29 protein-coding genes are annotated in these 19,530 nt (G+C 40.7%); 25 read left to right on the top strand and 4 right to left on the bottom strand.

Annotated elements, in window-relative coordinates; genetic code table 11:
* The first annotated feature begins 15 nt into the window (after positions 1 to 15).
* From RJ41_RS11035 to RJ41_RS19080, 5 genes are all read left to right on the top strand, one after another.
* On the top strand, positions 16 to 309 hold the full coding sequence (locus RJ41_RS11035; RefSeq protein WP_012518312.1) for a DUF1244 domain-containing protein: 294 nt from the start codon (positions 16 to 18) through the stop codon (positions 307 to 309).
* 853 nt (positions 310 to 1,162) lie between these two features.
* Positions 1,163 to 2,554, top strand: a complete 1,392-nt coding sequence (locus RJ41_RS11030) for an ATP-binding protein (protein WP_039220525.1) — start codon at positions 1,163 to 1,165, stop codon at positions 2,552 to 2,554.
* The gene (locus tag RJ41_RS11025; protein WP_039220521.1) at positions 2,547 to 3,395 is read left to right on the top strand and encodes a hypothetical protein; all 849 of its coding nucleotides are present in this window, start codon (positions 2,547 to 2,549) and stop codon (positions 3,393 to 3,395) included. Before RJ41_RS11030 ends, RJ41_RS11025 begins: the two co-directional genes overlap by 8 nt.
* Before the next feature lie 175 nt (positions 3,396 to 3,570).
* Positions 3,571 to 3,957 (top strand): MBOAT family O-acyltransferase, encoded by a 387-nt coding sequence (locus RJ41_RS11020; RefSeq protein WP_084081842.1) that lies wholly within the window; start codon positions 3,571 to 3,573, stop codon positions 3,955 to 3,957.
* Positions 3,947 to 4,105 (top strand): hypothetical protein, encoded by a 159-nt coding sequence (locus RJ41_RS19080; protein WP_156964777.1) that lies wholly within the window; start codon positions 3,947 to 3,949, stop codon positions 4,103 to 4,105. Before RJ41_RS11020 ends, RJ41_RS19080 begins: the two co-directional genes overlap by 11 nt.
* A gap of 597 nt (positions 4,106 to 4,702) precedes the next feature.
* Here RJ41_RS19080 and RJ41_RS11015 read toward each other — a convergent pair.
* The 3 genes from RJ41_RS11015 to RJ41_RS11005 form a co-directional block, all read right to left on the bottom strand.
* Complete coding sequence (locus tag RJ41_RS11015; protein WP_039220518.1) at positions 4,703 to 5,020, bottom strand: CcdB family protein; 318 nt, start codon at positions 5,018 to 5,020, stop codon at positions 4,703 to 4,705.
* Positions 5,020 to 5,265: a type II toxin-antitoxin system CcdA family antitoxin gene (locus RJ41_RS11010; protein WP_039220515.1), complete on the bottom strand. Its 246-nt coding sequence runs from the start codon at positions 5,263 to 5,265 to the stop codon at positions 5,020 to 5,022. The genes RJ41_RS11015 and RJ41_RS11010 overlap by 1 nt, the downstream gene beginning before the upstream one ends.
* Before the next feature lie 141 nt (positions 5,266 to 5,406).
* Positions 5,407 to 6,384 (bottom strand): transposase, encoded by a 978-nt coding sequence (locus tag RJ41_RS11005; protein ID WP_039220513.1) that lies wholly within the window; start codon positions 6,382 to 6,384, stop codon positions 5,407 to 5,409.
* 270 nt (positions 6,385 to 6,654) lie between these two features.
* On the opposite strand from RJ41_RS11005, the gene RJ41_RS11000 reads away from it, so the two are divergent.
* The 20 genes from RJ41_RS11000 (at position 6,655) to RJ41_RS10905 (ending at position 18,942) form a co-directional block, all read left to right on the top strand.
* Entirely contained in the window at positions 6,655 to 7,443 is a 789-nt protein-coding gene (locus RJ41_RS11000) for a PhzF family phenazine biosynthesis protein (RefSeq protein WP_039220510.1), read from the top strand.
* Positions 7,444 to 7,564: 121 nt separating this feature from the next.
* Positions 7,565 to 7,966 carry a hypothetical protein gene (locus RJ41_RS10995; protein ID WP_039220505.1) on the top strand — a complete coding sequence of 134 codons (402 nt, stop codon included), beginning with the start codon at positions 7,565 to 7,567 and terminating at the stop codon, positions 7,964 to 7,966.
* A gap of 163 nt (positions 7,967 to 8,129) precedes the next feature.
* Positions 8,130 to 8,633, top strand: a complete 504-nt coding sequence (locus RJ41_RS10990; protein ID WP_039220502.1) for a zf-TFIIB domain-containing protein — start codon at positions 8,130 to 8,132, stop codon at positions 8,631 to 8,633.
* A gap of 64 nt (positions 8,634 to 8,697) precedes the next feature.
* Positions 8,698 to 9,147 carry an acyltransferase gene (locus RJ41_RS10985; RefSeq protein ID WP_039220498.1) on the top strand — a complete coding sequence of 150 codons (450 nt, stop codon included), beginning with the start codon at positions 8,698 to 8,700 and terminating at the stop codon, positions 9,145 to 9,147.
* 20 nt (positions 9,148 to 9,167) lie between these two features.
* Positions 9,168 to 9,770: a GNAT family N-acetyltransferase gene (locus RJ41_RS10980; RefSeq protein ID WP_205622713.1), complete on the top strand. Its 603-nt coding sequence runs from the start codon at positions 9,168 to 9,170 to the stop codon at positions 9,768 to 9,770.
* A 63-nt stretch (positions 9,771 to 9,833) separates the two neighbouring features.
* Positions 9,834 to 10,070, top strand: coding sequence for a hypothetical protein (locus RJ41_RS10975; protein WP_039220493.1), 237 nt, complete (start codon positions 9,834 to 9,836; stop codon positions 10,068 to 10,070).
* 102 nt (positions 10,071 to 10,172) lie between these two features.
* Entirely contained in the window at positions 10,173 to 10,550 is a 378-nt protein-coding gene (locus RJ41_RS10970; protein ID WP_039220490.1) for a hypothetical protein, read from the top strand.
* A gap of 65 nt (positions 10,551 to 10,615) precedes the next feature.
* Positions 10,616 to 10,807: a hypothetical protein gene (locus tag RJ41_RS10965; protein WP_039220487.1), complete on the top strand. Its 192-nt coding sequence runs from the start codon at positions 10,616 to 10,618 to the stop codon at positions 10,805 to 10,807.
* Positions 10,808 to 10,987: 180 nt separating this feature from the next.
* Positions 10,988 to 11,836 (top strand): DUF1444 family protein, encoded by an 849-nt coding sequence (locus tag RJ41_RS10960; RefSeq protein ID WP_039220484.1) that lies wholly within the window; start codon positions 10,988 to 10,990, stop codon positions 11,834 to 11,836.
* A gap of 73 nt (positions 11,837 to 11,909) precedes the next feature.
* Positions 11,910 to 12,404: an AAA family ATPase gene (locus RJ41_RS10955; protein ID WP_039220480.1), complete on the top strand. Its 495-nt coding sequence runs from the start codon at positions 11,910 to 11,912 to the stop codon at positions 12,402 to 12,404.
* A 71-nt stretch (positions 12,405 to 12,475) separates the two neighbouring features.
* A complete protein-coding gene (locus RJ41_RS10950; RefSeq protein ID WP_039220477.1) occupies positions 12,476 to 13,072 on the top strand; it encodes a DUF998 domain-containing protein in 597 nt (198 codons plus the stop codon).
* Positions 13,073 to 13,176: 104 nt separating this feature from the next.
* Positions 13,177 to 13,563, top strand: a complete 387-nt coding sequence (locus tag RJ41_RS10945; RefSeq protein ID WP_039220476.1) for a tautomerase family protein — start codon at positions 13,177 to 13,179, stop codon at positions 13,561 to 13,563.
* Positions 13,564 to 13,668: 105 nt separating this feature from the next.
* Entirely contained in the window at positions 13,669 to 13,977 is a 309-nt protein-coding gene (locus RJ41_RS18715) for an MAPEG family protein (protein ID WP_240485784.1), read from the top strand.
* A gap of 128 nt (positions 13,978 to 14,105) precedes the next feature.
* Positions 14,106 to 14,330 carry a hypothetical protein gene (locus RJ41_RS10935; RefSeq protein WP_039220473.1) on the top strand — a complete coding sequence of 75 codons (225 nt, stop codon included), beginning with the start codon at positions 14,106 to 14,108 and terminating at the stop codon, positions 14,328 to 14,330.
* Positions 14,331 to 14,350: 20 nt separating this feature from the next.
* Positions 14,351 to 14,608: a hypothetical protein gene (locus RJ41_RS10930; RefSeq protein WP_039220470.1), complete on the top strand. Its 258-nt coding sequence runs from the start codon at positions 14,351 to 14,353 to the stop codon at positions 14,606 to 14,608.
* Positions 14,609 to 14,685: 77 nt separating this feature from the next.
* Complete coding sequence (locus RJ41_RS10925; protein WP_039220467.1) at positions 14,686 to 15,735, top strand: hypothetical protein; 1,050 nt, start codon at positions 14,686 to 14,688, stop codon at positions 15,733 to 15,735.
* A 146-nt stretch (positions 15,736 to 15,881) separates the two neighbouring features.
* Positions 15,882 to 16,625, top strand: a complete 744-nt coding sequence (locus tag RJ41_RS10920) for a DUF4328 domain-containing protein (RefSeq protein ID WP_240485783.1) — start codon at positions 15,882 to 15,884, stop codon at positions 16,623 to 16,625.
* 341 nt (positions 16,626 to 16,966) lie between these two features.
* On the top strand, positions 16,967 to 17,659 hold the full coding sequence (locus RJ41_RS10915; protein WP_052235452.1) for an energy transducer TonB: 693 nt from the start codon (positions 16,967 to 16,969) through the stop codon (positions 17,657 to 17,659).
* Between the two features lie 9 nt (positions 17,660 to 17,668).
* Positions 17,669 to 18,271, top strand: a complete 603-nt coding sequence (locus RJ41_RS10910; protein ID WP_039220465.1) for an RNA polymerase sigma factor — start codon at positions 17,669 to 17,671, stop codon at positions 18,269 to 18,271.
* A 2-nt stretch (positions 18,272 to 18,273) separates the two neighbouring features.
* Positions 18,274 to 18,942 (top strand): hypothetical protein, encoded by a 669-nt coding sequence (locus RJ41_RS10905; RefSeq protein ID WP_039220463.1) that lies wholly within the window; start codon positions 18,274 to 18,276, stop codon positions 18,940 to 18,942.
* Positions 18,943 to 19,035: 93 nt separating this feature from the next.
* On the opposite strand, the gene cdd is transcribed toward RJ41_RS10905, so the two are convergent.
* Positions 19,036 to 19,443, bottom strand: a complete 408-nt coding sequence (cdd, locus tag RJ41_RS10900) for a cytidine deaminase (protein ID WP_039220705.1) — start codon at positions 19,441 to 19,443, stop codon at positions 19,036 to 19,038.
* Between the last annotated feature and the right edge of the window lie 87 nt (positions 19,444 to 19,530).

The following is a 19,530-nucleotide window of genomic DNA, read 5'->3' as shown; positions in this document are numbered from 1 at the left end:
TAGAGGTATTAGATAATGGATAAGCAAACGCAAACCGAAGTAGAAGCAGCAGTATTTCGCCGCTTAGTAGAACACTTAGACGCGAATAAAGACGTTCAGAACATCGACCTGATGATTTTGGCCGATTTCTGCCGCAACTGCTTGGCAAAATGGTATTCGGCCGCTGCAAGCGAGCAGGGCGCTGATATCGACTACGAAGCCGCACGCGAAGTGGTATACAAAATGCCGTATTCAGAGTGGAAAGAGAAGCATCAGCTTCCTGCTACTGACGAGCAGTTGGAGAAATTGGCTGCTAGGCAGGGGAAGTAGTTTTTAGATAAGACAAAACTTGCTTTTGTGTTTTGAAAGCCAGCTAATGCTGGCTTTTTTGTGCTTGGCTTGTGTGAAGTACACCAAAAGCACCAGCATGTCGATTTGGTTTTTTTTATAAATGAGCGAAAAACGACAGTATGGTTTTTTTCTTTATTTCTCTGGTGGTTGTGGTTTAAAGTAGTGAGTAATAAAATGAACAAATACTCGAAAGTGTTGTGGATTAGCATGACGGTTTGGGTACGAGTAAACTGTTATATTTCTTTCAAACAGCAAGGATGTAAATTTTGGTTCGGAATAGAAACAATAAAGTGACAGTTGCTTACAGTTTTTATTTCAATCAGGCGCATCAGCTAAAAGTGGGTTTAAGGTTATTCAAGAGCGAACAGTCTCCTCAGAATGTTCTATCCGTTATACCAAGGAAGGCTAAGTTATTCTTCGTATCACTAGGCTTGTTGAAAATTCAGAACAAGCTCTATCTGACGTAAAAGAGGAATTGGAATCAGACCTTAAAAGGTATGGAGGCGAGTTTCAGAACTGGAAATATCACGTAATCAGCTCAAACGGATTATTGAAGACTAAGGTCATAACTCACGCTTCTACTTTACTTGCCTGGTTAACCCCTCCTGGAGATGCAAGAAACTATCGCACCTACAAAATGCCTTTTTACTCATTAGTGTTTGTATTAGCACTAGGTTTAATTGTAGTTTTGTGGGTATGAAATATAACAATACGCTATTGTCACTCACCTTTTGTTGGGACGCAAACACGTAGGGCCGCTTCGTTATTATGCCCTACGTGCTTGCGCCCCAAAGCTTAGCGTTAGGTGAGAACTACACAAGGATTATAAATCGTGAATACAGATATTATAAATAGGGTATGTGTAAAGGGTCTCTTTGGTCTCTATTCCTATGACTTACCAAGAGCGTCGATATTTTCAAACGCCACTATTTTATATGGTGATAATGGCGTAGGGAAAAGCACATTGCTTCGTCTAGTGTATCACTTGCTATCGAGTGCAGGCGACAGAGGCCACAGAACGGCACTATGGAAGACTGAGTTTTCTTCTCTAGAAGTTGTACTGTCTACTGGGATTGCTGTCTCAGCAACGCGGCTTTCTGAAGATGGAATAAAATTCATTAGGCTCGATATAACTAAGGAAGGTGAGACAATCGCAAGATGGAATTACATCAACAATAGATCATCTAGAAATTTATTTGATGACGATACGTTTAGAGTCTTTATAGATGAAAATGGCCGTAAGACACGTGTTTCTAGAAAACGTCTTCATGCTTTCGAAAATGAAAATGACGATGGAGTCCCGACTGGTGAGGATCTTTATTTAAAAGTATTGTCCGAATATGCACCTACGATGTTCATGCTGAACGCAGACCGTCGATTAGATAGCGATAGCGTTGCTGACCCAAGTGACGAGGTAGAACTTAGGCGCTTAATGCATTTTGATACCCCGAGCTCAATTAATGAATTAGTTCAAAGATCTAGAGAAATCGGCCTATCTCAAGCGCTAAGTAGCGCATCTAGATGGATCAGTCAAAAGGCCATTATTGGAACAAATCAAGGCTCCACAAATGTACACACAGTGTACACAGATGTTGTAAATAAAATTGTTTCTCCATACTCGACATTTGAAAGCGAGACAAGTGTCGCTAGCTTAGTTGAGCGTCTGAAGAAAATCGAAGTTCGAATCAGTGATCATGCCCATTATGATTTAGCAACGGAGCTATCAACAAAAGATTTTATTGAAGCCTTAGAGCTAGAAAATGAGCAGAAATCTGAGTTAGCTGCAGAATTGCTGAAGCCTTATATACAAAGCTTAGAGAGAAAACTAGAGGCGGTTGATCCAATTTATGAAGTTATTGATAGCTTCGTAAAAGCCATTAACGAGTTTTTAAACGACAAGACTATAAATTATCAACTTGGTAAAGGATTTAGAATACTAAACCCTTTCGAGGTAGAACTTGAGGCATCACAACTATCGTCTGGTGAGCAGCAATTATTGCTCCTTTTTTGTTATGTAATAACAGCTCGTGATAAGCCCAGTGTGTTCATGATAGATGAGCCTGAAATATCGCTGAATATCAAATGGCAAAGACAGTTAATTCAAGCTCTATTGCAGATAACTGAGGGTTCAGATATTCAATTCATATTTGCATCTCATTCAATGGAGTTGTTGGCCCAGCATAGACACAGAGTTGTGAAGCTGGAGAATTGCCAAGATGTTTGATGTAGAAAAGAGAACTGTAGAAGAGCTTATTGCCCGATATGAGTTTGAGCCTGGTTTGCGTGACATATACGTGGAGGGTGAATTTGACTCTGACTTATTGACCGCATCGCAGGCTAAAAATGCCAATGAACAATACATCTACTCTATAGGAACTGTAGATATTCCAGCAGCACTTTTGCAAAGTTATTCTTTAACATCAGGGAATAAGCAGCGAGTGCTAGCATTGGCTAAAGAGCTGAACCGTAATTTAGAAGGAAATTTTCAATACTTATGTCTAACTGATCGCGATCTAGACTTTTGGTTTCAGGGATTGGAAGACATCAGAAACCATAAATGGACAGAGTTTTCATCAATAGAATTGCATTTTTTTAACCCTGATTTTTTGAGGCATTATTTGTTTACTGTCTGCCGAACAAAGATTTCATGTTTTGAAAGTTTTCTCTCTAGCTTTACTGGGATTCTTTCCATGGCATTTGCGCTGAGGTGCGTTGATAGAGAGCTAGGGTTAAATCTTAGTTGGTTGGCGCTAGAAAAATGCCTCCATAAATGCACCAATCAAGTCATCAGATTTGATTTGGAAGATTATATATCTCGTACTCTTAATAAAAACGGAATGCATTCCGAGCTAGATCGATTTAATAAGTCTTATAAAATATGGATAACCAAATTAGTTGGAGACCCACGTCAGCATATAAGAGGGCATGATTTTGTTCATTTGCTATCGTGGACTGTGAAAACTTTTAGCGGTGTTAAAGATGTATCAACAGAAACTGCTGTATATAGGATGTTTATAAACTCAGCTCTGAACGACACTAACATATCTGCTGAAATTGCAGCTTAGAGTACCACCTAACACATATGAGCCCAACTTCCGTCAATAGGTAATAGTAGTTCTCTGGCTGCTTTAGCAGCCAGTCCAAATCTCTGTACTAAACAAGACAGGCATGTTTGCGACTAAATAAGACAGGCATCTTTACTAAACAAGACAGGCATGTTTGTGGATATACGGAATCACCATGATAAGCAAACTCTCACTTGCACAATATGTTAAGAAGCGAAATGGGGTTCCATTAGGGGCAAGTGGCTCCATGACAAACATGCTTTCGCGCTCTTTTGGCGCCGCATCTTTTCCAATTTTTTGGCACTATTGGAATCCGATTTGGGGTTATTACTTATCACGCAATGTCATGCGTCCACTTGCGAGTTTTCTTCCAATATCGTTAGCCACTCTTCTTACGTTTCTCGTTAGCGGCGCGCTTCATGACTTAGCAGTCTCAATCGTCGAGCTGAAAACCATTATCTTCTTCACACCTTGGTTTGGATTAATGGGTTTGATTGTTGTAGTTTCTAAAAGGGCAGGGATCTCATATGGCCATGTAAGTTGGCCTGTTCGTGAAGACTAAACAAGACAGGCATGTTTCTGTAATGTCGTCAGACCACGGCAATTCCGATGGTGGTGGTACCGGAGATATCGGAAGCGACGAGTACTCGCACTATAAAGCCCTGAAATATGTACTAGCTCATCGCTTTACTTTTCTTGAGACTAAATAAGACAGGCATGTTTGTACTAAATAAGACGGTCATTTTTCTTGACCATCACAAGGCTAATCATGACAGATACTAAACAAGACGATACTACTAAACAAGACAGGCATGTTTATGTAATGTCGCCAGACCACGGCAATTCCGATTGTGGTGGTACCGGAGATATCGGAAGCGACTAGACTAAACAAGACAGGCATGTTTATGTCTACCCTCTAATACACATGAAGCGGAATGAACTATAACAAAAAATTAAGCCACTCATTTCGCTCGCAGGGTCGCATACATGCGGGGCGGCTTCGCTATTATGCCCCACTTGTATGCGCCCCTTATTTAAAAGTTAACTCTCTAAGAGCCAAGATCAAATAATGATGAGTGATAAAAAGAAAATACTACTTTTGAGGTTGATGGTGAAAAGACTAAACAAGACAGGCATGTTTATGCAATGTCGTCAAACCACGGAAACTCCGATGGTGGTGGTACCGAAGATATCGGAAGCGACGAGTACTCGCACTATAAAGCCCTGTAATATGTGCTAGCTCATCGCTTTACTTTTCTAGCCACATTGCGCCGTCATATATGCATGGCGGTGTCTAAACTCGAAGGCTATATTCCAGTAATAGCAAAGTCTATTGCACCTATTAGCAATTCGCGGGATTGCGCTAAAGAACCGATGCAGTCCTTTAGCACATCTTCGGGTATGGAACTTAGTTGTTGAGTCAGGAATAGGTATGTCTCGCCTTCGATTTCTATCTCCGGCGTAAGATTTTTCATATAAAGACTATTTTTAGTCTTATTCTTTTCCAGCGGTAGAACTAACCTTGTTGCTAATTGGTCAATTACAGAGTTCTGAACACCTACAAGAAAGGGGTAAGCTTTATTTGTTTTTGAGCTTGGGTTTCTGTAAACATCAAACTGTGCCATTAGAAGTTCCTGTACTCATCACCTATACAGCCGTTCTCAGCAACAAACTCGTTATACGCAGCTATGGCAGCTTTGTTTTCTTTTTTCCACCTTTCTTCTTCAACACTTTTCAACTTGTCTTTAAGTGCCTGTTCTAATGTTGCAGACAGGTTAACTTTTAAGTCTCTAGCTTTTTGCAATAAGTCGCTGTTTAAGCTTAAATTAGTCGCTTTTTTTGGGGCATGAATGTCATATAAATCTTGCATGCTATCACTCCAAATTGTTCTACATATTAAGTATACGCATAGGGATGCGCATTGCAAAAAATAGGTTCTTAACAAGCCCAGAATTGTTATGTAGAAATGTATACATATAGTGCCTGTCTTACTCTCTATTAAACTGCAAAGTTAACCAAGTAATCGCATTGCACTTTGTCGGCCCTGAACCCGTTGCTGATGTTGATTCTGCGCGTATTGCTCTAGGTGAGTTACTTTGCCGGCGGCGTGCTTAAAGCAGGTTTCAAACTGCGTGGTTAAAGTTATCCAATGTTCTTGTTGAATATTGAGGCGCTCTAAAATAGAGGGTAGGTTATGCTCAACCTTTCCGCGCTTGTTTGGGTGAATATATCGGCTGGTTATGTCTACAAGCTGTAAGTAGTCTGGAAGAGTAAAAGGTAAACCGTGTGGCATCTCTAGTCTTGGGTTGCCTGCAAAAGGCATAAGTCGTTTTAGTGTTTTGCCTACCTTAGCGGCGTTAATTCGGTATTTAATACTGGTATGGTCTGATGTTTCAGGTGTTTTGGCCATCTTTGCTCGTACTGGGTTTAAATCAACATATGCCATACAAGCGGCAAGGGCTGACTCATCCAATAGTGCTTGAGATTTAAACCGTCCTTCCCAAAAATGCCCTGTGCAGTCGTCTTCTTTATTAGCCGCCCTAGCAATGTATTCATTCAGTGCACGCATAAACCAGCTGATATCAAATAGCCTTTTACGCCATACTTCAGCCGTTAACTCCACCGCTTTAATTTGAATTTCATGTAAATCTTTACGTGAATCTGGTGACATGTAGCGCTGCGAGAGTAATGTGCCTTTGTACAGTTTATGCCAACGTTGAATCACGTCTTCTGTACTCAGTGCGTCTGCTTTCTCTTTGTTTACGTGTAATACCAGGTGCGTATGATTACTCATTACCGCATAAGCACATACATCAATGGCGAACACCTCACTCAAAACATGAATACGGTCTTCTACCCATTGGCGACGATGTTCGAAGCTTTTACCGTTTTCCTCGCCACACAAGAAAGCACGACGAACACAGCGGGAAATACAGTGATAATAGGGCGTATCCGATAAACTAATTTGTGACTTTCGGGCTTTAGGCATTGTGACTGTCCAACTTTGATTAAATCGATTAGTAGTTTGAATGGGGATTTAGATTAAAGAAAGTGTACGAGGGGACAGTTTGGGATTTTTCTAGTTATGCCTGTCATGTTAAGTTGTTCCTGTTCATTATTTTGGGGCTCGTTTTAGAAGGGGCATTTTGGTTCGGCTTGTTTTCAATTAAAAGACGAAAAGAGGCCTAGCGATACGCACCAGCACTTGTATAGCCATAATTGCTGAGAGTTGGGTTTTCAGCATATAAAAGGAAGATTGATGAAGCTTAAGATGTTTCAGGTTGATGCTTTTGCAAACCATGTTTTTGAAGGTAATCCGGCTGCGGTATGCCCATTAGAAGCTTGGCTTGATGATAGTTTGTTGCAAGCCATTGCTGAAGAAAATAACCTCTCTGAAACCGCATTTTTCGTTCCGATGGGAAACGCCTATGAATTGAGGTGGTTTACACCAGCAGATGAAGTTGATCTTTGTGGGCATGCGACACTTGCTGCGGCTCATGTACTCTACACTCATCTAAACTACGCCAAGCAGGAAGTAGTTTTCCATACCCGCAGTGGGCCACTTACTGTCATGCGAAGTGGCACGGGTTTTAGTATGGATTTTCCGGCTGCATCGCTTATCAACACTGAAGCACCTTCAGCGCTAGTTAATGCGCTCGGCAAAGCCCCGAAGGAAGTACTATCCGGGTTCGACTATCTCGTTGTTTTTGATTCTGAAGAAGAAATAAAATCATTAAAACCGGATTTTGAAAAACTCAAAGAGCTTGGGCTACGGGGTGTGGTTGTAACTGCCCCGGGACAAGAGGTCGATTTTGTTAGCCGCTGTTTCTTTCCTAAGCTTAGAGTGAACGAAGATCCAGTTACAGGGTCTGCCCATTGTGAACTTGCGCCATACTGGGCTAGCCGTCTCGGTCGCAACAAGCTTAGAGCTCGACAGCTGTCTAAGCGGTCGGGCAGCGTGGAATGTGAAGTCAAAGATGATCGAGTATTCCTATCAGGGAACAACGTTGACTACATGACCGCAGAGATTAATATCCCGCAAAACTAACTAAAGAAGACAGGCACTTTATATTCCGAGATTAATATCCCGCAAAACTAACTAAAGAAGATAGACACTTTATATTCTTTTTATATTCCTTATATTACAGCGTTAGGGTTACAGGGAAAGTATGTACAAATCTGGTCAACATGTCCTAAACAAAGGGTTAAGCCCTTTTTCTAGAATATTACTCGGTAGTATTACAGGGTTGTTTGGTGTTGTTATGATTTTAATCGCACCAGAAATGAGTAAGCCAATCGGAATTTATGTGTTTGGTGCTTTCTGCTTAATCATTTTTGTAATGTGTATCACTACTGGGAAGTTACGTAATTACTTAGGTAGGGTAATTGGTTTAACAGCATTTGGGTTATCTATTTGGTATTTACTGGGGCAATTAGGAAGCGGTGAGTTAATATCAAGTAAGAGATCTGAACCATCTATATTCAATGCGATATTATTCTTTTTTGCCTTTGGATTTCCAGGAATTTGGTTTGCAATTAAAGGTAAATTTTCAATTAATAGTGACAGGTAACTACCGAGCGAATGTAACGCTGACGAACATCTGTTAATAAATTAAACAAGACAGGCATGTTTGTGGGAAGTTGACTAATTACCTCAAAGACAACTGATAACCGTATTTTATTAACTAATTTTATCAACTCACAATAAACAAAGAATAAAGGTAGTCTCTAAAAATGAAGTGTCCAAGAACGCAAACACCGCTAAAAAGAGTCACAGTTGGTAAAGTTCCGGTTTATTACAGCACAGCATGTGGCGGTGTCTTACTCGAAAATCAAACATTAAGTGACTTTGAAAACCCGCAAGAAAAAAGAGGGAATGTGTTAGCTAAGCACCTTAGCCAGTTTCATTACGAGCTCGATTCTTTAAATAAACGGATTTCCTGTCCCAAATGCCCTGATACCGTAATGTTGCGCAGGTACTATAACCCGCTACATGCAGTAGAGATAGATGAGTGCCCAGGCTGTGGTGCAATTTGGTTAGACACTGGTGAACTAGAAAAAATACAGTCATTAATGCTGAATGAAAAAGAACGCGCACTGTTAAGAATAGAGCTAATGAAAAAACATGAAAGGATTGAGGTGAAGGGCATGCCTCATACTCATGATAACTGGAACAAACGTGGAGATAAGGTCGATGCTTTTTTTGATTTAGCATCATACATCTCTAACAGTTTGTAGGTTCAACTACTCATAGATACATACTCGTTCGTAAAACGGGAACTCACTTCGGGGCTGGCGTACAATGAAAAGCACACTGTCTCTTGCGCAGTATGTTAAAAAACGAAATGGCGTGCCGTTGGGGGCAAGTGATTCAATGAAGAACATGCTTTCCAGGTCTTTTGGTGCTTCTTCTTTTCCAGCGTTTTGGAATCATTGGAACCCTATCTGGGGTTATTATTTATCGCGTAATGTTCTACGTCCACTTGCGAATTTTTTGCCCATTTATTTAGCTACCTTTACCACATTTCTTTTTAGTGGAGCGCTTCACGATATCGCTGTATCAATCGTTAAGTGGAAAATCATTCTTTTCTTCACGCCGTGGTTTGGGTTAATGGGGTTAATAGTTATTTTTTCTAAATGGGCTGGGATATCGTACGGTCAGGTTAGTTGGCCTGTTCGCGCATTAACTAATGCGTCGTTTATTTTCGTCTCGCTAGGTGTAACGTACTTCTTGGAAACCTTGTATGCTTAGCAACATACATTTAGAAATACATGGAAAGTGAAATGTGGTTTGAAGAGATTGAATTAGAATCTGAGAATATAAAGCTCATTCCGTTAACAATGGCACATGCTGACGCCTTAGTGAATGCAGCGACGGACGGTGAATTGTGGAAGCTATGGTTCACATCAGTACCAAACGCTGAAACTATTAGTGAATATATTGCGACAGCACTAGAGCAGAAAAGCAAAGGGCTATCGTTACCCTTTGTCGTGATACAAAAAGCAAGTGGGAAGATTATTGGCTCAACGCGCTTTTGTAATGCTGACCTGATTAATCAGAGAGTGGAAATTGGCTATACTTGGTACAGTAGGACATACCAAAAAACCTCATGCAACACCGAATGTAAGCTACTTCTGCTTACTCATGCATTTGAAACTCTCAATGCTATCGCGGTAGAGTTTAGGACAAGTTGGCATAATCAAGCGTCACGTGCCGCTATCGCTCGTTTAGGGGCAAAACAAGACGGTGTACTTAGGAATCATCAAAGATTGCCAAATGGTGGTTATAGAGACACCGTTGTGTTTTCAATCATTAATACAGAGTGGATGGCTGTTAAAGAGAACTTAACTTTTAAGCTCTCAATGAAAAGCTAATAAAGCACGTTATTCTGATCAATGGCATGCGTAGCGTGAAACATATGAAAAAGGAGAGCTTACATGCCAATCAAGAAATGGACTTTTCAGTACAGTATTGCTTTTCCCATATTGTCTGCTTTGTTTTCTAGCGTTCAATATTTTAAAGGTCAAACAATTTCTTACTCTGTAACATTTGGACTAACCTGGGCCTTTATTACCATAGCCATATTTGCCACTCGCCGAGCATACAATTTTAAAAAGAACATCGACTGCCAGTTGTGTAACGACTTAAACCCAAAAGACGCGCAGCGAAAATAAGGCTTCTTGTTGTGAAAGGGGGGGCACGAGATAAGCGTTAAAATAGCGCAAGCTTTCCGTCGAATTTTTACTCTGAAAGGTTAAAAGGATATAGGTTTACATATGAACAGTAGAGTCGCTTTGTTAGCGTTTAATACTCTAGGTGGTGCCATACTCTCATTAACTGCTTTCATAGCTGGTAGCGGGTCCGCGTCATCTCTTAATTTATTATATTGGGGCATATTGCCCGGTTTGCCTTTTATAGTACTAGCTGTTTTAGGGGTCTTTAACAATAAACTGACCCAGCGAAGCCTTCTCTTTATGACCTTAGCTGCATTGTTAGTGACATCTGCTAGTTACGGGCAGTTTTTTGTGTATGTTGGTGGTGGCGCTAATATTGGTGCTGGCCTTATGATTTTGTACAGCCCAATCGCTTATATAGCCGCTATATCAATTGGATGGGCAATCGGCGAACTTTTTCATTTTAATCGTGGAAAATAGTGAACCTTGCGCTCGTTCATTTGGAGTTTGAAAGCAATGTGGTAAGTACCTTTTAAGGAAAAGCAATGGAGTCTATTAACAAGTTCTGCCCTAGATCTGGCAAACCAGTAAAACCTGATTCGCTAACCGAATATCGTGGCTATACGGTAGGCTTTTGTAATCCTGGGTGTAGCAGCGATTTTGCTAAAAACTTCCAAGCAAGCCCGAACGATACTCAGTACTTTGATGTGCTAATAAAAGAAAAGTTTGGGAAGTAAAAAGTTTGGATTTGGTTAACGCGTACTACCAGGAATGAATATAAATAATAACATCGAACTCTGCGTATGTTACCGTATCAAGAGCAAGCAGACACGTCGTTCAAGCAGTTCATAATCGCCAGATTAGAGCAAAAAAGGAAGTCGTAAGCTCTACGATTAATAAGGAAATAAGTGAGTAAAATGAAAATATTCATATTAGCGTTTGTGAGTTTTTTTATTAGTAGTGCTTTTGCCGAAAGCATTTTAAATGAAAGCGCATTTGCTCAAAGATATGTGAACGCAGTTATCACCAAAACTGAGGTTGTAAGCGCGGATATAAAAGGTCGTTTAGAGATTGAGATGACTTATAGTGGCGGAGGTACGTCTACCGCTTATCTCGATAACGCTTACATGAATTACCTTTCTGACCCAAAAGAGCTCGACGTAATTATAGATTCGTATATTAGTGCGTTAACGAAAAACACTATTGACGTTAAGGCCAATATGGAGAAAGCTCATATCGTCCCCGTTATTAAAGATACAGGTTATATTAACCATATAACGGAATTAATGAGCAAAAATAAAGAAGGTGAGTTTCCTTTCTTCTATGAAAAGTTAAATGACGTTCTTTATATTCTTTATGCCATTGATACGCCTTCTTCTATTAAGTTTATGCCAAAAGAAGACATTGCTAGTTTAGGTGTAGAGCCAACAGAACTTAGAGAGCTTTCATTGTCAAACTTGATGAATACTGTTGAGTCACTACAAATTAAAGGTGATCCATCGACCATCTCGATGCTTGTGGCCGATGGTACTTACGAAGCGTCTTTTTTAATTTATGACGCGCTATGGTCAAAAGAAAACTTTCCTGTGAAAGGCGATATAGTAGTTTATGTGCCCTCTAGAGACATTGTAATTGTAACGGGTTCAGAGGATGTGGAAAGTTTAGAGACGGTGAGAGAGATCGTGCATAACCCAGATAATCACTGGCCACATCCCGTGTCTAACATTGGGTTTATTCGCAAAGCAGATAAATGGGTTAAGTTTTAGGAGTAGCAGGCTAACGGCGATAGAGTGATCAGTGTTTCTTTACACCTCTTGCTAACAAATTAAGGAAAACACCTTGGCTAAAATTCTAATATTTGGTAATTCCGGTTCTGGTAAATCTACGTTGGCGAGGCGATTGCGTGAAACACACGGTTTAGCACATTTGGATCTCGATACCCTTGCATGGAAACCCACTAGCCCGCCTGAAAGAAAGCCCAATGAAGAGTCGGACCAAGAGATACAGGCTTTTACTGCTTCTAATGAGACTTGGGTAATCGAAGGGTGTTACACAGATCTGCTTGAGCTTGTAGAAGCGCAGTCTACAGAAATAGTATTTATGAATTTACCTATTGAGTTGTGTATTGCAAACGCTAGAGCAAGACCTTGGGAGCCCCATAAGTACAAGACCAAACAAGCGCAAGATGATAATTTACCCATGTTGATAGACTGGATTGGCCAATATACAAAAAGAGACGATACGTTTTCTTATACTGCACACCAGCAGTTTTATGAAAATTATAGTGGTAGTAAAAGAATGATAACGCAAAATATCCCGCATCAAGCCAGTTAAAACGTTATCGTGCTTGAAATAGGGCTTCGAGTAATTATTGTAAGCACCGTACAATCAAGGAGGACATTAATTTGGATAGCTTTTTATCTTTTACAGGGATAGCAGCGTCAATTTGGATAGTACTAGGTATTTACATTGCTTCTCGATTCTATCCAAATTATAGCCATTCGAAGCAGTTTTGTAGTGAACTTGGCGCATTTGGCAGTCCAACGCAGAAACTTTCACCTGCAATTAATAATTACCCGTTAGGCTTATTATTCGCTCTGTTTGGGTATTACGTTATTAACTCACATCCAGGCCATATTCCAACTATTATTATCGGTGCAATGACAATAACACATGGCATCTGTACTTGGGTTTGTGGCCACTTCCCAATGGACGCCGACCCATATACAACAACCCCTTCGAAAAGTTGTAAAATCCATACGTGGTCAGGGCTGATAATGTTAGTTTCGTTTATCGTGGCGCCGGTGATTGTTACTTTCTCTAGTTATTATTCTTGGCCGCTAAGGCTTCTGTCTGCATTAAGCGTTGTTGGCTGCGTTTACTTTTCTTATAAACTAGCAAAGTCTCTTGAACGAAAAACTGTTCCAGGACTTTATCAACGCCTTAGTTACGGCTGCCAAATTCTATGGTTGCTTATCTACTCAATATTCATGATTTTATAGAGCCCAAGGCAAGGTTAACTATGCTATTTTCAACTATCGTTAACGAGCTATCGAAGCTTTGAAACTCAGATTTTACCAATTCAAATAATGCAAAGGACGGCAAAATGATCGTAATCTATGGCATAGACAATCAATTAAACCCAATAAAACGCAAGCTTTCAGATGTTATTCATTCTTGTATGCAATCAGTCTTAGGCTTACCGGAAAATAAAAGAGCGCATCGCTTTGTGCCGCTGTCAAAAGACGACTTCTTTTACCCTGAAGGTAGAACAGAGGCATACACAGTTATCGAAATAAACATGATGAAAGGGCGAGAAATACACACGCAAAAGTCACTGATAAAAGCGTTGTTTAAACAAATTGAGCGAGAGTTTGGAATTTCATCTGTAGATATCGAGATTACGATTAAAGAGCAAGAAAAGTATCAATGGGGTTTCCGCGGAATGACAGGTGATGAAGCCCTTGATTTGAAGTATGAGGTGAACGTGTAGCTCATTAATATGTCCAGTTTAATACTTCCACTATTTACGCATGTACTTCTTTGCACTGTACTTTACGCATTTCTCACTGTAGCTCGCGCACCGGTTATATAGGGTGTGGGGCAGAGCAAAGATGGTTCAAACCCTTTCAGCAATATTCAGCCTAAAATCAGCGCGAACCTAAGCAATCAATTTGAGTGGCCACTATTTTTTTACATTGCCATTGTATTGCTTATCGCAACGGGTGAGCCAATAGACAGTGTGCAAATCTACTTGGCTTGGGTATTTGTAATAGGCAGAGTGTTGCACAGCATTGTTCAAATATTTACCGACAATATCAGATTGCGTGGTATGGTGTTTACCATCAATTTTGCCGCTGTGTTGGCTATGTGGGCCTTGATTCTTATCGGTGAAATTAGCTTATAGTCCCGCCGTTAGAAGAACGAGAATACTGAGGAAAGGGTGTCGTTAGCGACGAAATAAAAAGAAATAAAAAGACAGCCACTGTTTTATAAAAGCACCGTTTAGTAAAAGAAACAAAGAGCATTAAAGTTATGGAAGACGTTTTAGAACCGCTGGGCCGCCTTATACTTCGTATAATCAAGTGGATAGTCGTAGACACTATTATAGAATTCGTTTTAAAAGGTACAGGTCATGTGGTGCTTAAGTTTTTAACCTTTGGCAAATATCCGCGAGCGGGTAGAGACGAAGGAAGAACTTTCGCTGTTGGTTTTGTTAGCTTAGCCGTTGTCTTGGTCTGCCTTGTGCTGATTGCTTAATATTTAAAAAGGATATTTACATGAATATGGAAAAGTGGGCAAAAAAGCGAGAAAAAGGAAAGCAGCATTTCGTCTTAGTCAACGGTGTTTTAGGGTGGGGCGTCACAACGGCTATTCTCTGGTCCGTATTAATGGAGCTAATCGAACCATCACAGAATATTTGGGTACGGCCAATTGTCGCTTTAATCATCTTCCCCATTGCAGGTATCGCTTTTGGTCACTTAATGTGGAACAAATCTGAGAAGGCTTACGAAAAAGAGACGAGGAATACTCTGTAACTTCTCTAGGCTGGCTTTTTACTTATAACCCAGTAAAGTAAATGTTCTAATTTCTACAAGCTAATTCAGAGAAGTACATGGAAGTATCCAAAACAAGTATTCAAAAAGCAGTCGCGAAGAATATCATCTCTGAACAGCAGGGCATCGACCTCTATAGCTTCTTTCAGGCAGAAAGCCAGCATTCTCCCGCTTTCACCTTTACTCATATTCTTTACTATCTGGGCGGCCTTATCGCAATAGGCGCTATGACCTTGTTTATGAATTTGGGGTGGGAACAGTTTGGGGGCCTAGGGATCATCTTCATATCATTGCTCTACGCTGGCGTAGGGTTAAAGCTTGCTAACTCTTTAGCAAATAAAAACCTTATTATTCCGGCCGGTATTTGCGCGACCTTTGTTGTGTGCTTAACGCCACTTGCTATTTATGGATTCCAACAGTGGCTTGGGCTTTGGCCTGATGATAATACGGTCTACCGTCAGTTCCATACGCGGATTAAATGGCTGTGGCTGTACATGGAGCTTGGCACCTTGGTGACTGGCTTAATAATAGCTTGGCGCTATAAATATCCATTCTTGATAATGCCAATTGCAGTAACACTCTGGTATATCAGTATGGATGCTGTCATGCTTCTCATCGACCAAGACGATATGTGGAATTCCTACACGTGGGAATTTCGCGCAAAAGTATCTATGTACTTTGGCATACTCATGACCGCATTGGCATTTTGGGTTGATTTACGGTCAAGGCGCACTGCCGACTACGCATTTTGGTTATATTTATTCGGCGTTATTGCGTTTTGGGGTGGGCTTACCAGCCAAAACTCGGACAGTGAACTTTCAAAGTTTTTCTATTTTTGTATAAACCTTGTCATGGTTGGGCTAGGCGCATTATTGGTTCGAAAAGTATTTGTGATATTTGGTGCGTTGGGTAGTTGTTTCTATCTAGGTCATTTAGCTTCAAATGTGTTTAAGGACAGTTGGTTTTTCCCTATTGCGTTAACGGCTATTGGTTTAGGCGTCGTTTATGTAGGAATATGGTGGCAAAAAAATGAGGCTAACATTACGCATAAAGCTCGTAATGTTTTGCCAAAGTCATTGCAAGAATTGTTAGAGAATACGCTTAGGTAAAAAGCCTAATTAAAAACTAGGTAGTAATTAAGCGAACTTTGGTAGAGATAAAAGTAGATATTGAATAATAGGCATAAACATTAGCCTCGATAAAAGCAGAAAAATAAGCTTGGTAAAGTGGCAAAGACGCAAGGCAGTAAATAGAAATGTCAGATAAAAAAGAAGAATTTAAAGACCCTAGAAACATTATGGCGTGGATTAAGTACTTGCTCGTGGTGCAAGTGGTTCTGGCATTTGTTGCTATCGGCTCGAACTTAATGGAGTACCAACTTTTAACAGACTTTCAGAACGGCGTTTACTTTAGCCAAGAAATGGCAGTAGCTGATGCTGAGGCTAATGACAAAAGGCAGCAGGTGATTGCATTTTCTTATCTAGCAGTGTTTATCATTTCTGGTATTTTGATCTTAAGATGGATATACCAATCAAACCAAAATGCGCGTCAGTTAGGTGCAAAAGATATGGCGTTTTCGCCAGGCTGGTCGATTGGCTTTTACTTCATTCCAATAGTATCGCTTTGGAAGCCTTATCAAGCGATGAAAGAAATCTGGCAGGCAAGCCAAAACCCCACTAATTGGCCAGTAGAAAAAGTAAGCTCAGTATTAGGTATCTGGTGGTTTTTCTGGATTGCGAACAGCATAGTGGGACAGGTGGTATTTCGAATGTCCAGACGGGCAGAAGAAATTTCTGAAATTATGAATGTGAACTTGGTCTCACAGGCCTCAGAAGTCATTTCAATTCCTTTAGCGTTAGTCACATGGTTAATGATTAAAAAGGTTTCTAGTGCGCAGTTAGCATTAAAAGAAAGCGAGGTCTCGCGACTAGAAAGCGGAGATGAAACAGAAATACCAGCTGCAGACGCACTCATTAAAAAACTAAATCGGCAAACTTGATGATCTATTAAATTTACTTTATCAAATAAATGGTAAGGTTAACTCACACAAATGTGATTAGGGAATGATATGGACTTTCTGTTTAACGTATTGATTTGGGTAGGCGTGGTTATCTTCGCCATATTTATTATCGGTTTTATGGCGGCAGCGAAGCTAAATAAGCGCCAAGATGAAAACAATGATTAGATGTCTGGTTGGCCTGCTATAGATGCTGCAAGGCCAATTGTAATAAAACGATGATTGTTCAAACTTTCTTCGAACAATAGGGTGAACTAAAAACGTAAAACATTTTCACCCCTTTTCTTAAATTCCTCCGTTTAGTGAAAAAAAGGGGGAACATTATGCAAGCAACCATTTTACCAAGCGCTAATCCAAAGCTTCTGCCACAACACAGTGTGCTACCTTTTGCAAAAGCGCCTTTTTACAAACGCGCTATTAACGTCGCCACTATTGCTCTTGCTGGTGGTGTGGTAACGGGTGGGCTTTTCGTCTTAATGGCAGAGCTAATTAAGCAAGATAAGGTAAACATAAACGAGGCACCGCCTGTGTTTTTTGAACCTATCATCTACCAGCCTGAAGATGAACGAACTATTACCAAAAAGCCCATAGCACCAATTGAGCAGGTCATCAAAACGCCACCGCAAAAAGTGGTCGAGATTGACCCCGAACCAAACGACGGCCCGGGTAATTTCGAAATAAACACACACGTTCTCAACACAGCATTAGATTTATCAATAAATCTGAATAGTGCACAAGGAGATATGCAGGCTACGCCTCAATTCAGAGTTGATCCTGCGTACCCGCCAGAGGCCAGTCGAGACGGTGTTGAAGGCTGGGTAAAGCTTGGGTTTACGGTAAGTGCTAGTGGCTCAGTGTCTGATATTACAGTACTAGATTCAGAGCCCAAGCGCGTGTTCGATAGAGCTGCACGCAGAGCGCTTAAAAAATGGAAGTACAAGCCCAAGCTGGACGGCGGTAAACCTGTTAGTCAACCAGGTATGGTTGTAGTATTAGATTTCAAACTAGAACAATAAGGATAGCCTATGAGTATAGGCGCAAGCTTGCAAAACCTGTTTCAAGGTAAGCGCGAAAAAGCGCTGGGAGTGAGTGAAAGGTTAATGCTGCAATACAGCGCAAAAGGTGATGAGGCATCGTTAGCCGCGCTGTTTGACTTACACAGCCATAAGCTATTTTATTTTTTGAAGGTGTTAAGTGATAGCACTGTTGCAGAAGATATGTGTCAGCGCACTTGGGTTAAGGTTATCGAAAATCGTCACTTATTTAAAAGCGGCGATAATTTTCAGGCTTGGCTTTTCACCATTGGTAGGCGAACGCTTATTGATGAATTCAGAAAAAACGCCAAGCTTGAATATAACAACGAGGCAGTTGAGTCGTTTTCGTTAAGTGAGTTACTTAAAAATGCACAGTTTTCGGTAGAGGACGATGTAGCAAAAGGAATAGAAAAAGACGTGTTTAAGGCATGTATTCAGCAGTTACCCTACAAGCAAAAAGAGGCGCTTTCGCTACAGTTTGAAGGTTTTTCGTTAGTGGAAATCGCCACTATTTGCAGTGCTGAAAAAGAAACGATTAAAACCCGGATACGTTATGCCAAAGACAGCCTTAAAACAATGCTGGAGAAACTGTAATCATGTCTATATCAGATAAAGAGCTACAAGATGCGTTTAAACGCAGCCAGCAGGTACAAAAGCAAAATGATGGAATGAGCGAAAAGGCTAATGCTCGTATTCGTGAAAGGGTTCTTGCTTACAACAAGGCAATTGAAAGTGATAGTGGAATTAAACGGGTATTTGCTGCGACGGCCGCTACTATTCAAGCGTACATCGCTTCTTCAACCCTGCGTTTCACGGCTGTGGCATTTGCTATTGTCGCCATGTTGGGCGTATACAACATAGGAACATTTCAACGTAACCATTCGTCGCCATTACAGACGGCAGCACACCGAGTAGACATTGTGCAATATCACGGATTTGAGGGAGAAGATAAGCTGCTAGCTGGTAAAGCCGGAACTGATTATAAAGCGCGATTTAATACCTATACTCAACAATATATTGAAAGCAATTTAGTCGCTAAAGCAGTTACGTTAGAGCCAGCTACGCTTACAGCGCAAAATGGGTATTGGCTCTTGGTGAGCTGCAAAAATCAGCAAGTTGTAGTTTCTGAAAACCTTATCGCATCACTAAATATTAACGGTCGAATAGATGGGGATATCAATATTGGCACGCATGTGGCGCTTGCCTTTGATGCACAAGGAAGAATACTTTCAATTAAACAGTCGAGTAAGCCGTTGATGTGCTGATTTATAGGGCGTTTAGCTGGAGACGTTCGTAAACGAGGTAAGGGCGGTGAAACTCGCTCGAACCTCGATTACAAAAAGTATTTTAGGTATGACTTATTTGTCTAGGTCGTGCGCCCTAAAGGCATTTGGAAGTAACTCACCAATGGTGGTTTCGAATGTCTCGCCGTTTTGACTTACCATGGTTACGGGAGTTTCATCTGGGGCGAATTCAGCAATTTTCTGTCTGCATCCTCCGCACGGAAAGCAAAACTCGTCGTTCGGGCTCGCAATAACGATATGCGAAATACGTTTTTGTCCCTGTGTGACCATATTGCCAATAGCGGTGGCTTCAGCGCATTGTCCTAATGGAAATGCAGCACTTTCTACATTACAACCAGAGAAGGTTTCGCCACTTGGAGTAAGCACTGCAGCACCAACTTTAAAGTTGGAATAAGGTGAGTGTGAGTTTTTCTGTGCGTCAAAAGCAAGTTGTGATAGTTGTTCTAAATTATTTTTCTTCATAGCTACCTGTGTTAACCACCCAATACGCTTTACTTTTATCATCAAATGCGAGAAGGTTGGCGGCATTAGCGCCGCAACAAGCGTATA

This window comes from Alteromonas marina (assembly GCF_000808575.1).
GTDB lineage: Bacteria > Pseudomonadota > Gammaproteobacteria > Enterobacterales > Alteromonadaceae > Alteromonas > Alteromonas marina_A.
Note: the sequence above shows the minus strand (reverse complement) of the source record. Positions and strands in the feature narration are given on the sequence as shown.

What these genes read in the sequence shown, in the direction of transcription:
- RJ41_RS11035 (WP_012518312.1), top strand. Translation starts at nt 16, where the DNA reads ATGGATAAGCAAACGCAAACCGAAGTAGAAGCAGCAGTATTTCGCCGC.
- RJ41_RS11025 (WP_039220521.1), top strand. Translation starts at nt 2,547, where the DNA reads ATGTTTGATGTAGAAAAGAGAACTGTAGAAGAGCTTATTGCCCGATAT.
- RJ41_RS11020 (WP_084081842.1), top strand. Translation starts at nt 3,571, where the DNA reads ATGATAAGCAAACTCTCACTTGCACAATATGTTAAGAAGCGAAATGGG.
- RJ41_RS11015 (WP_039220518.1), bottom strand. Translation starts at nt 5,020, where the DNA reads ATGGCACAGTTTGATGTTTACAGAAACCCAAGCTCAAAAACAAATAAA.
- RJ41_RS11010 (WP_039220515.1), bottom strand. Translation starts at nt 5,265, where the DNA reads ATGCAAGATTTATATGACATTCATGCCCCAAAAAAAGCGACTAATTTA.
- RJ41_RS11005 (WP_039220513.1), bottom strand. Translation starts at nt 6,384, where the DNA reads ATGCCTAAAGCCCGAAAGTCACAAATTAGTTTATCGGATACGCCCTAT.
- RJ41_RS11000 (WP_039220510.1), top strand. Translation starts at nt 6,655, where the DNA reads ATGAAGCTTAAGATGTTTCAGGTTGATGCTTTTGCAAACCATGTTTTT.
- RJ41_RS10995 (WP_039220505.1), top strand. Translation starts at nt 7,565, where the DNA reads ATGTACAAATCTGGTCAACATGTCCTAAACAAAGGGTTAAGCCCTTTT.
- RJ41_RS10990 (WP_039220502.1), top strand. Translation starts at nt 8,130, where the DNA reads ATGAAGTGTCCAAGAACGCAAACACCGCTAAAAAGAGTCACAGTTGGT.
- RJ41_RS10985 (WP_039220498.1), top strand. Translation starts at nt 8,698, where the DNA reads ATGAAAAGCACACTGTCTCTTGCGCAGTATGTTAAAAAACGAAATGGC.
- RJ41_RS10980 (WP_205622713.1), top strand. Translation starts at nt 9,168, where the DNA reads ATGGAAAGTGAAATGTGGTTTGAAGAGATTGAATTAGAATCTGAGAAT.
- RJ41_RS10975 (WP_039220493.1), top strand. Translation starts at nt 9,834, where the DNA reads ATGCCAATCAAGAAATGGACTTTTCAGTACAGTATTGCTTTTCCCATA.
- RJ41_RS10970 (WP_039220490.1), top strand. Translation starts at nt 10,173, where the DNA reads ATGAACAGTAGAGTCGCTTTGTTAGCGTTTAATACTCTAGGTGGTGCC.
- RJ41_RS10965 (WP_039220487.1), top strand. Translation starts at nt 10,616, where the DNA reads ATGGAGTCTATTAACAAGTTCTGCCCTAGATCTGGCAAACCAGTAAAA.
- RJ41_RS10960 (WP_039220484.1), top strand. Translation starts at nt 10,988, where the DNA reads ATGAAAATATTCATATTAGCGTTTGTGAGTTTTTTTATTAGTAGTGCT.
- RJ41_RS10945 (WP_039220476.1), top strand. Translation starts at nt 13,177, where the DNA reads ATGATCGTAATCTATGGCATAGACAATCAATTAAACCCAATAAAACGC.
- RJ41_RS10935 (WP_039220473.1), top strand. Translation starts at nt 14,106, where the DNA reads ATGGAAGACGTTTTAGAACCGCTGGGCCGCCTTATACTTCGTATAATC.
- RJ41_RS10930 (WP_039220470.1), top strand. Translation starts at nt 14,351, where the DNA reads ATGAATATGGAAAAGTGGGCAAAAAAGCGAGAAAAAGGAAAGCAGCAT.
- RJ41_RS10925 (WP_039220467.1), top strand. Translation starts at nt 14,686, where the DNA reads ATGGAAGTATCCAAAACAAGTATTCAAAAAGCAGTCGCGAAGAATATC.
- RJ41_RS10920 (WP_240485783.1), top strand. Translation starts at nt 15,882, where the DNA reads ATGTCAGATAAAAAAGAAGAATTTAAAGACCCTAGAAACATTATGGCG.
- RJ41_RS10915 (WP_052235452.1), top strand. Translation starts at nt 16,967, where the DNA reads ATGCAAGCAACCATTTTACCAAGCGCTAATCCAAAGCTTCTGCCACAA.
- RJ41_RS10910 (WP_039220465.1), top strand. Translation starts at nt 17,669, where the DNA reads ATGAGTATAGGCGCAAGCTTGCAAAACCTGTTTCAAGGTAAGCGCGAA.
- RJ41_RS10905 (WP_039220463.1), top strand. Translation starts at nt 18,274, where the DNA reads ATGTCTATATCAGATAAAGAGCTACAAGATGCGTTTAAACGCAGCCAG.
- cdd (WP_039220705.1), bottom strand. Translation starts at nt 19,443, where the DNA reads ATGAAGAAAAATAATTTAGAACAACTATCACAACTTGCTTTTGACGCA.